The sequence below is a fragment of the Streptomyces sp. NPDC001549 genome (assembly GCF_042894025.1).
In the GTDB taxonomy this organism is placed as follows: Bacteria; Actinomycetota; Actinomycetes; order Streptomycetales; family Streptomycetaceae; genus Streptomyces; species Streptomyces kutzneri.
Genome location: NZ_JBIAVJ010000063.1, coordinates 1 through 9,786, shown reverse-complemented (window position 1 = coordinate 9,786; position 9,786 = coordinate 1). Strand labels below are relative to the sequence as shown.

The window sequence follows — 9,786 nt, the reverse complement described above, 5'->3', positions numbered from 1 at the left end:
TCGGCTGGGTAGTGCTTCATCCCCACGGGGACTCCGTTCTCCTGGACCATCAAGATCCAAGTCTCTCCGGTGTCCAAAATCCGGGGTCAAGGCCCCTCTTTGAGTTTCTGATCAATACCTACCAGTGCCGTTTACCGCTATCCACGCGCATCATCAACCACCTCGCCGGTCTGCTGCGACGCCGCCTGAAGGCGATCCGGCCCCGGTGGCGGATCCTGTCGCCTGGAAGGATCGCGGTGATCGTCTTGGCCGTGCTGCGGCACGACCAGTGCTTGGCTGACATGGCCGGCGGCAACAACGTGTCCGAGTCCGCCGTCCGCCGCTGGCGCGGCGAGCTGATCACCCTGCTCGCCGCGCAGGCCCCACGCCTGGACCGCGCCCTGAAGAAGGTCGTCAAACGGGGCGGGGAGGTCGTCGTGATTGACCGCACCCTCATCCGCACCCAGCGTCGCACCGGAAAGGCAGACCGGCGGAACTACTCCGGCAAACACCGTGACCACGGCCTGCACTTCCTCGCCCTGACCGACGAGAGTGGCCGCCTGATCTGGATATCCGCCGCCCGGCCCGGCCGCACTCACGACATCACCGCCGCCTGTCACGATCACGTGGTAGCCCACCTGCGAGCCGCCGGCCTCGGTGCCCTCGCGGACCTAGGATTCCGCGGCCTGGACAACGACGTACTCGACCCTGTGATCGTCACCGGCTTCACAGCCAGCCGCATCCACAAGCTCACTATTGGCCAGAAGGACGCCAATCAGGTCCTCGCCAGGGGACGCGCGCCGGTCGAGCACCGGTTCGCCCACCTGATGAACTGGCGGGCCCTCACCAAACTCCGTACCGATCCCGCCCGCGCCACCCACCTCCTGAGTGCACTGCTCGTGCTGACGAACCTCGAAGTCAACCGCTGACAGACGATCTACGCCGCAGGCTGTCGCCCACGACCAGCGGGAGTATTCCGAGGACCAGTCACACCAGACCGCTGACCTGTTTCTTCAGGTTGGCGGAGGCTCAGTGCACAGCATCGCGGTGGCGATGCACGACATCGCCGGTGACGATGCCGTGCATCCAACCCCGTGCACCCTGCCGCGTTTTCCCTTGACACAAGCCCGTGTCAAGGGGAAACGCACCGCACCGGGCACACCACACCGAGCCCACCCGATGCGCGCCACTCTCCACCGCCGGACATCCACGGCGCGCATCGTGCACCGGGTGGATGCCCATCGTGTGGAGACCACCGAGTGGCGCCACCGGATCGAGTGGAGGCCATCGAGTGGATGTGCACCAGGTACATCGGGTGCGCATCCACTCGGTGCGTGGTGGTGCGGTTGCCGGTGCGTTCCGGGTGCGGAGTGCACCGCGTGGGCCAGCACCAGGTGCTCGTCGCGCATCGTCTCCAGGGTGGTGGCGGTTTCCTCGTCGTCGGGGGTCCGGGATGACGTTCACGACGACGCGGATGATGCTGCGGGCGATGCCCAGTGCCCCGGTGGTGGGGGAGTCCCGTGCCCACTCCCGGAGGGCGGAGACAGGATGCACCCGGCCTCTTCCAGGGCGAAGGAGTCCGAGTGCGGATCGGATTCCTCGCCCACGGCCGCCATGGGCCAGATGACATCCTCGGCTACCCGCAGCAGCAGGAAGGCCAGTTCTGGGTCGGCCTCCGCGCGGCCAGCGACATGGGATCCGCCGCCCGTCTGCAGGGCGATGAGGTAGTCGAAGGCGCGCTCTACCCGCTCGGGGGTGAGGGGCGAGCGGGTCGGGTTCAAGTACGGCATGGAGGTCTCCTCGACAGGATGGTCGCCGTGTCGATCACGGCGGCTCCGCCGCAGGGTGCGGCCGCCGGTCTGTGGACAGCGCCCGGAGATTTCTTCTCCCTCTTGGAAGCGGACAAACCCCGCGGTCAAGGGGGCTAACGGACCCCCTTGACCAGGTCCGCCGCACAGGCGCGTACGCCGCGTTTCCCCTGGACAAGGCTCGCTTCCTGGCACCGTCAGACAGCGGTCAAGGGGGCGTTCTGCACGCTCTCCTTCCACGGCCCCGGTGTGGGGCGGTGAAGAGCGCGAAGGAGACACGACGATGGCGACCATCCACTGCCGTCCAGGACTCGGCCCGCGGCCGCCGGCCCGGCCCCGCATCGAGGTGGGCGAGGGCATGCCCCCGTCGGCTGGACATGCCTAAGGGGGCTCCTTGAGAGGGCCCTTCAGGCCCTCCTTCGGAACCCCCTTAGGTGCCCGACACCCGGCAGGGCGGGAAACCTGCTGGTCAGTGCGCAAATCGGCGCGAAAACCGCAGCGTCACAACCCTCTCCTCTCATCCTGATGTCCGTATTGGAGGAGAGCATCGGGTTCCGGGAGGCCCGGACGCCCTCCCCGGCATGGCGCGGCCAGGAGCGGCTGGTCGGCGGCCGGTCGCGAGCAACGAGGGAGCACAGCTGATGGCGGGAAAGCGAAAGACCAACCCGGCGGGATCGACGAACAGTTTCCGTGGCGATGTGCTGCGCGTGCTCGGAGTGCTGAAAGTCGCGACGGCGGATCAGATCCAGCGGATCGGCGCTCCGCACCTGAGCTTCCGGCACACCGAAAAGCCGACCGCCTCCGAGCAGAAGACCGCCCGTAGCGCCTTGCACACCGGCGCGCTCTCCGACATGCGCAAGCACGGCCTGTCCGAGACCGGCGGCTCCACCGAGACGGGGGAGAGGCTGCGCAACCTGACCATCAAGGGACTGGAGGCCGCCTCCCACGAGCTACGGCGCCCGGTGACAGAGATGGGCTCATCCGCCCGCGGCGCAGGCTCCAGCGGCGGCTCCCACCCGATGGCCGTCAACGAGACCGTGATCGCAATGCTGCGCCCGAAGCCGGACCTCGCCAAGCTCGCCGAGGATCCGCCCGAAGTACGGGCGGCGGCCCAGGCCGCCGTCGACGCACCCGGCGGTATCGGCACGATCGCCTCGTACTGGACCGAGGTCCCGCTGCCCGCCACCGGCACGTGGAACGCACCCGGCAAGGGCGGCATCCAGGCCGACATTGTCCTTACCGCCCCTCAGGCCCTGGCCACTTGGTCCGGCGACATGATCCATCCGCCCGTGTTGCTGGTGTTCAACCGCGTCGGCGATCGCAATCCCAATCGCACCATCCCGCGCCTGATCGAACTCACCCGGCACCTGTGGGAGGGCGAGCGGCAGGCAGGGGGATTCCACCACTACGACGGGAGGATCCCGATCATCGCGACCGGTCTGACCAACCTCCGCGAGCACGGACCACACGGCCCGGTGTTCCTTCGATTCGGCCGCGACCACAAGGAGCCCCTGTGGGAAGCGATCGGCAATCCCCGTCGTGAAGCGGCTGAAGCCCGGGCCCGGGGAGAAGCCAGGGCACGCCAGGAGAAGTACCAGGCGCAGCTGCGGCGGGCGGCCACGGAGCAGGCTGAGAAGAAGGCAGCCGAGCGTGAGACCCGGCGTCCCGTCTGCGCCGGCTGCGGGGCGCAGTTCACCGACGAACGCTGGGAGGTGGCCGGCGCGACGGAGTGGGGAGTTCTGACGAACACCCACCCGCACTTGTGCGACGTTTGCAAGCAACGGGCCGTCGCCGCCGAAGGTCAAGCGGCCGGCAAGCAGGAGCACCACGAGCCGGTGCAGCGTGGGGTAGGGCGGTACGACTTCCAGCGTGAGACCCGCCGTCCTGTCTGCAGCGAATGTGGGGCCCAGTTCACCGACGAACGGTGGAAGGCGATCGAGCGCGGCGGCTGGGGCGCCCCCCCAAGAGCCCAACCCGTCCTTGTGCGAGGACTGCGGCCAGCGGTACGTCGCCCGCATACGCGGGGCCTGGCCGTCCCGGTACCGGTATGAGGAGCAGGAACAGGAGCAGGGAGCAGGCCATGCCTGAGCAGAAGGCCGGCGGATGGCTCTCCCGCTTCCGCCCCGGGCAAGCCTCCTGACAGCCGGGCAAGCCTCCTGGGGTCCATTCGGGCAAGCCCCGCTGATCGTGGGCAAGCCACCCTCGAACGGGGCTCGCCCACAGCCGTCGCAACGCCGAGCTGGAACTGCGCCACGGCGATCTCCCGCACAGCGGCCGCGGTGGGAGCCGGCCTGGCCCGCGCCACGCCTGCGTCTTTGCCCGCTGGTTGGCCAGGCGTCGCAGCGCTTGTTGGTCGGTGTTGAGAGGTTGCCGGGGTCCTGGTGCGTGGGTGGAGGCCGGGCAGGATAGTTTGCTCGGATGAGTCTCCTTGATGATGTGGCCGAGCGCGATGGCTGGCGCTGCTGGGTGTGTGACGAGCTGGTCGACCCCGACGAGTCGGTGAACGACCCGCGGGGGCCCAGTGTCGACAGCCGGACCGCCGACCGGAAGGCCAAGGTCGCCGAGCGGCTCGCGCACCGCGGGTGCAACACCCGCAAGGGCGCGGTCAAGGTGGTCATCGCCTGGCCGGAGCGCCTGTACGTAGTCGAACCCGCGCCGCTGATCACTGTTGCCGAGAGGCTGGAGCGCAAGGGCGGCCGCGAGATGGTGGGCCGTTGTCCCACCAGGAAGGACGCCCAGGAGGCGGCGGACTGGCTGGTGGACCGCTTCTCCCGGCTGGTGCCAGGGCTGCCGGTGACCGCCGACATCCAGGCTGGCGGCGGCCAGTTCCTCGTCATCCTGTCCACCAGCCGCCGCTGACCGGGTATCACTCGCGTCGAGGTGGTGGCTATCTGGCCGTCCAATCGACAAAGCCTGGCCAACTAGCGTGCGAAGGCACAGCGCATCCCGCGCCGGCTCCGGGGGAGGGTTGCACCGGAGGGCGGCTGAACCGTTGCCTGGACGGTTGCTTTCAGCAGGGGACCGTACTCCATGCGGTGTGCTGCCGGGTGCCGGCCGGGCATCTCCAGCCGAGCTGTTCGGCTACGGCCGGGAAGCGGGGGTGCATCTGGCGGTCCCCGACCGTGACGAGCGCGGACAGGAGAGGTTCTCCCTTCCGGCCGTCTTCGTCGACCAGCCACAGGAGCACGCATTGGTCGTCGGCGTGGAGGCGGGGCAGGCCCGGCAGGCCCGGCAGGCGTTTGTGGATCTGGGGCCAGGTGTTGGTGGAGCCGGCGCGGGCGGTCTGTTCCAGCAGGGGCCGCAACTCGGTCGCGATCTCCCACAGCTGTCCGGTCTCCAGGAGCGTCGGCTCGTTCCTGCGGGACGGGCGGGGCTCCGGCACCGGTGCCAGCCCCGGTGCCGGAGCCGGGGTGGGGGCCTGGGTCGGTGCGGAGGAACACCGAGGTGCAGCAGACGGCGTGATCTGCGCGGCGACTGCGGTCATCTGGGCGTCTACTGGTCGGCTGTCAGCTTCTCCTGCTCTTAGTGCATCTCTTTGACTGCGCCCATGGTCTGGGAGCCCTTCCACTTTCAGTCCTGGGTGGCTGTCTCGGTCGTCACAGGGGACGCGGCGTCACCGCCGACGGCCCATTCGTCCACCACACGTAGCCCGGCACGCATCATTTCGATCCTGCCGAGGACCTTGGCGCGGAGGTCAGTGGGGACGTCGTCGTAACCGCATGTGCGCTTCACCAGTCTCTTGATGGTGTACGCCACACCGTAATTTTCCAGGCAGCTGGAGCACTCCTCCAAGTGCTTGCGCAAGTCGGCGCTGTCGCCGTCGCTCAGTTCGTTGTCGAGAAGCTCATACAGGTGGTCGAGGACTTCACCGCAGGTGGTGCCGTGGCCTGGCGATGAGTCGCCCTGCTTCTCTGCGGCGTCAGCCTGGCGGGTCTGCGGGTCATCGGGGGAAGGGCCGGGAGCGGAGCTGGCAGAGGTCCCGAGGGTCGCGTTCTGATGAGTCAGGTTGGTGAGGAACTTCGCGTATCGCCGTGCGGTCCGAGCCGGGTCGGCCCACTGCTCATCAACGGACTGGGCCGCCAAGCTCAGGCGCTCGTCGATGTTCATCCCACTCCTCCGTCCGCTGTCGTGTCGCCGAGAATCGCCGCCAGGGTGGTCCGCGCCTGGTGCACATGGCCGCGCGCAGTCCCTTCCGCGCACCCCATGGTCTGCGCGATCTCCCTGAAACCGAACCCGCCCTGGACCCTGAGAGCAAGGGCTTCCTGCTGTCGAGGCGGCAACTTGCGGACTGCGGTGACGATGTCTAGATGTTGCTCGCAGGCCGCCAGATGGTCCTCGTTCGCGTCACCGGATCGCAGCAGCTGAGGATCCGTGAGGATCCCCCCGCGCTCGCGGTCCTGCCGTGCGTCCTCCAACCGCTGGCCGGCCACACGGAAGAGCCAACCGCGCGGATCCGCCATGTCTCCGACCTTCTCCCAATATCGGTATGCGCTGAGCAACGTCAGCTGGGCGGCGTCCTCCACGATGTTGCGGTCGGCCTCCCGCCAAATCAGGTAGCGGCAGATCATGGGCTCGAAGTGCCGGAAGAACGCCTCGAATCCTGCAGGTGGACCCGGTGTGGCACCGGCTGGCGGGGTCAGCGGGACGGGGTCGGACAAGGTCACGGACGCCGCCTGGCCTGGGGGTGAACTTCCACAGTCCGGCGGCAACCGCGCTCGTCGACCTCGACCAGACGCCCCCCAGTTGGGAGTCGATCCAGGACCTCCAGCACCGTGGCCCGGCGCTCGCGCTCGGTCGCCGCAGCTGTCCGGCCCCGCGCCAGCTCCCCGAGCACCTCCCACAGTCCAGTGCGCCCCGGCCGACTGCGCAGCAGGAGTCCGAGTACGGCCAGGACCCCCGACCCCACGATCGCGGCGATTTCCGTTCCCATCCCGCCCTCCTTCTCTCGCCAGTGGCCCGGTTCAACGCGGCGCCGTTACACATAAGGGTCGGGGCGGCGAGAGTGTTCGGTCTGAGGACCGAGGAATTTTCCAACCCTGCTCAACCCCGCACTGGCGCGATTGACGACTGGTCGGTGCGGGCCGGAGAGAGGCCGGGCCGTGGCACTTGGCGAGTGCTCCAGCGCCGCGACGCAGAAATGACCTGGGCCGAGCAGATGCCCGACACCCCCCCTGCCCTGCCCTGCCCCGCCCCGCCCAGAAGACCGTCATCGACACCCGCATCGCCGGACAAAGCCTGGTGATCGTCGAAGACACCACCGGCGGAGGGAAAACCGAGACCGCCCAGTACCTCACCCACCGCCTCGCACTCACCTGCGGCTACCACGGCCCGTACTTCGCCCTCCCCCTACGCGCAGCAAGCGACCAGCTCGCCCGCCGTCACCGCAACTACCTCACCGCGGTCCTCGGCAGCCGCGAAGCCGCGAACCTGGCCGTCGTCCACGGCAGCGCCCACATCTCCGAGATCAGCCGCGAACTCAAAAACGCCTCCTCGGCCACCACCGACCCCCAACTCATCGACCTCACCACCTGCGACGACCCCGACTCCCACCAGCCGGCCACCGTCATCCTCAGTCCCTGGTACGAGCAGCGCAGCCGCGGCCTCCTCAGCTGCTTCGGCGTCGGCACCATCGACCAGCTCGTCCTCGCCCCGCAAAAGTACCGCCACTGGTTCCTGCGCCTCTACGGCCTGGCCAACAAGACGGTCGTCATCGACGAAGCCCACGCGTACGAGCTCTACCAGCAGCAACTGCTCGGCGCGGCCATCGCCTGGCTCGCCGACGCGGGCGCCAGCATCGTCGTCCTCTCCGCCACCCTCCCCGCCCACCAGCGCCGCGCCCTCGTCACTGCCTGGTGCTCCGGCTTGCAGAGCAAGCCCTCCGATCCGAAACCCGCCGGACCCATCACCGTCGCCGACAGCCACGGCAGCTGCCAGACCCTGATCCCCGCCCGCAGCAGGAGCCGACGTAAGCACCGCACACGCCTGCGCCTCCTCCCAGACCCCGGCCCCGAAGCCCTGGCCCGCCGCCTCCTCACCCAGCACACCGCCGGCGTCACCACCGTCATCCGCAACACCTTCGCCCGCGCCGAAGAACTCCACCAAGCCGTCCTGGCTCAAGCGGAAGAGCTGGCCCTACCACCCCAACGGAGAACCCATCACCTACGAGGACCTGGCCTCCGGCCCCAACCACGGCGGCGACGACGACCCCAACCACCCCGCCCACCTCACCGCCCGATCACGCCTCGGCACCCCATCCATCGACGTGGTCGGCCTCTACCGACACGCAGACCGCGTCACCTGGGACCCCGAAGGCCAAGAGCCGGCCGACCTCCAGCGCTACCACCCCTACACGCAACAGGACCGAGAAGCCCACCGCCTCCAACGCCGTCAACTGCTCCTGAACACCGTCCGCGTCCCCCACTACTGGACCAACGACCTGCCCCACCCAGCCACCTGGACCAAACCCCAACCCGCACAGGCACTCAGCGACCAGCCCACCCTCCTGCTCACTCCCGACGGCCACCCGGTCGACCGACGACTCGCGCAACTGACCTAGAAGCCGTATCTCAACCGAACATGATCGCTTAATTTCTGCTGTTCAGGCATGGTCTGGCTCGGAATGAGGGAGGCATTCGACGTCTTGTTTCCGCTCCGTGAGCGAGGGGTGCGCGATGGCGTCGGTGCTGGGAATGTTGGAGGAGCGGGAGACAGCGGCCCGTGTGCGGGTGGAAGGGCTGCGGGAGGAAGTCGCCCGGTTGGCTGAGGTGTTGGAGGAAGCCGAGATCGAGCTGGACCGGCGGGTGATCGCGCGGGAAGAGCTGGTCGAAGCCCTGGCAGCCCCGGCTGCCGGGACCACCGCCGTCACCGGGACCGAGGTGGAGCAGGAAGCCGTGTCTTCGCCCGCGTCGGTGCCGGGCTCGATCGTGCCGCCTTGGCGCGAAGGATTGCCGGTGACGGTGCTGGCGCTGGACTACCAGCGGATCCTGGGTGTGCTCGACGAGCGGCAGCTGGAGGGCCAAGGACCGCTGAAGGCCAAGGAGATCACGGTGGAGCTGGGCCTTCAGACGACGTCGGCGAAGGTCGAGGGGGTGCGCTCGAAGGCCAGGCGGCTGGCGGAGCGCGGGTGGCTCGTGCAGGAGGCGTCGGGGATGTTCAGCGCCGGCCGGCGGCCCGTGCCAGACGCCGCCCCATCCGCGTGACCATCGACCACCGGATCACCGCCTCACTACTGGTCGGCAACGTCTCGTAGTCCCGGGCCAGTCGGCGCGAATGCATCAGGCACGCGAACGTGCGCTCTACCACCCAGCGCCCCAGCAGCACCACGAACCCCTCTGTCAATGGCCTTGAAGTTCTCCCCGTTGGCGGCCAGGAGTGCTCCCCGCTGGCGGCCTGCGAGATCTCGCCAACGGCGGCCAGATAATTCCCCGCCGTGGTGAGTGCTGTGATCAGCTGAAGATGTCCCGAAGGCAGGGGTGTGCGCGTGTCCGTCACACCGCAGGTCCGCCGCAGCTGTGGAAGCAGGAGCAGTGCGGTAGACCGCCCGTCAAGCAGGTATATGGCCTACGGTTTGGCCGGGCCAGGCCACGAGATCTTCCGGACGTAGTGGAAGCACGCGACCAGCACCATCAGGGCAGCTGACGTGCCACCAAGCGTCATGACCATAGATGGAGAAGAGTGGTCAACCACGACACCTCCGACCAGCGCCCCGATGGAGATGGTGGCCTGGAACGAGGCGGTGAAGAGCACGGAGGAGGCTTCGGGTGAATCGGGCGAGGCCTTGGCGAACCAGGTCTGTGAGCAGACAGGCACGGCCCCATAGGCAACGCCCCACAGAACCAGCAGGGCTACGGCGCCGAGATCACCCCTGCCGAGCGCCGGGAGCAGCACAGTCGCGCCGGCCATTACTAGGGCCTGTGTGGTGTCGTGATCATTCTTGGGTTCTGTCCTGTTCGCGGGGCGGAATCCGGTAGGACTGTGGTCGTGACACGCAGGCAACTCA

At 68.4% G+C, this 9,786-nt stretch carries 11 protein-coding genes and 1 pseudogene; 5 read left to right on the top strand and 7 right to left on the bottom strand.

Annotated features, from left to right (window positions below; all coding sequences use genetic code 11):
• Positions 1-11 precede the first annotated feature (11 nt).
• Positions 12-908: a transposase family protein gene (locus tag ACFY04_RS43235; RefSeq protein ID WP_389126520.1), complete on the top strand. Its 897-nt coding sequence runs from the start codon at positions 12-14 to the stop codon at positions 906-908.
• A 531-nt stretch (positions 909-1,439) separates the two neighbouring features.
• Here ACFY04_RS43235 and ACFY04_RS43230 read toward each other — a convergent pair.
• Positions 1,440-1,769, bottom strand: coding sequence for a hypothetical protein (locus tag ACFY04_RS43230; RefSeq protein WP_389126519.1), 330 nt, complete (start codon positions 1,767-1,769; stop codon positions 1,440-1,442).
• A gap of 659 nt (positions 1,770-2,428) precedes the next feature.
• Between ACFY04_RS43230 and ACFY04_RS43225 the strand changes: the two genes are divergently transcribed.
• Together ACFY04_RS43225 and ACFY04_RS43220 are read left to right on the top strand one after the other, a co-directional pair.
• Entirely contained in the window at positions 2,429-3,838 is a 1,410-nt protein-coding gene (locus tag ACFY04_RS43225; protein ID WP_389126517.1) for a hypothetical protein, read from the top strand.
• 367 nt (positions 3,839-4,205) lie between these two features.
• Positions 4,206-4,646 (top strand): hypothetical protein, encoded by a 441-nt coding sequence (locus ACFY04_RS43220; protein ID WP_389126516.1) that lies wholly within the window; start codon positions 4,206-4,208, stop codon positions 4,644-4,646.
• A 151-nt stretch (positions 4,647-4,797) separates the two neighbouring features.
• Here the strand turns inward: ACFY04_RS43220 and ACFY04_RS43215 are convergent, their stop codons facing one another.
• The 5 genes from ACFY04_RS43215 to ACFY04_RS43195 all read right to left on the bottom strand — a co-directional run bounded on the left by ACFY04_RS43215 (position 4,798) and on the right by ACFY04_RS43195 (position 7,886).
• Complete coding sequence (locus ACFY04_RS43215) at positions 4,798-5,169, bottom strand: hypothetical protein (protein WP_389126514.1); 372 nt, start codon at positions 5,167-5,169, stop codon at positions 4,798-4,800.
• Between the two features lie 188 nt (positions 5,170-5,357).
• Positions 5,358-5,894, bottom strand: a complete 537-nt coding sequence (gene rsrA, locus ACFY04_RS43210) for a mycothiol system anti-sigma-R factor (RefSeq protein WP_389126513.1) — start codon at positions 5,892-5,894, stop codon at positions 5,358-5,360.
• Complete coding sequence (locus tag ACFY04_RS43205; RefSeq protein WP_389126511.1) at positions 5,891-6,451, bottom strand: RNA polymerase sigma factor; 561 nt, start codon at positions 6,449-6,451, stop codon at positions 5,891-5,893. Before ACFY04_RS43205 ends, rsrA begins: the two co-directional genes overlap by 4 nt.
• Entirely contained in the window at positions 6,448-6,717 is a 270-nt protein-coding gene (locus tag ACFY04_RS43200; protein WP_389126509.1) for a hypothetical protein, read from the bottom strand. The genes ACFY04_RS43205 and ACFY04_RS43200 overlap by 4 nt, the downstream gene beginning before the upstream one ends.
• Before the next feature lie 416 nt (positions 6,718-7,133).
• Positions 7,134-7,886 carry a hypothetical protein gene (locus ACFY04_RS43195; RefSeq protein WP_389126508.1) on the bottom strand — a complete coding sequence of 251 codons (753 nt, stop codon included), beginning with the start codon at positions 7,884-7,886 and terminating at the stop codon, positions 7,134-7,136.
• Between the two features lie 163 nt (positions 7,887-8,049).
• Here ACFY04_RS43195 and ACFY04_RS43190 point away from each other — a divergent pair, with 163 nt between their 5' ends.
• Positions 8,050-8,343, top strand: a complete 294-nt coding sequence (locus ACFY04_RS43190; RefSeq protein WP_389126507.1) for a hypothetical protein — start codon at positions 8,050-8,052, stop codon at positions 8,341-8,343.
• A gap of 115 nt (positions 8,344-8,458) precedes the next feature.
• Positions 8,459-8,986, top strand: a complete 528-nt coding sequence (locus ACFY04_RS43185; RefSeq protein WP_389126506.1) for a hypothetical protein — start codon at positions 8,459-8,461, stop codon at positions 8,984-8,986.
• Between the two features lie 361 nt (positions 8,987-9,347).
• Here ACFY04_RS43185 and ACFY04_RS43180 read toward each other — a convergent pair.
• Positions 9,348-9,786 (bottom strand): annotated as a pseudogene (locus ACFY04_RS43180) (hypothetical protein); the annotation flags it as partial.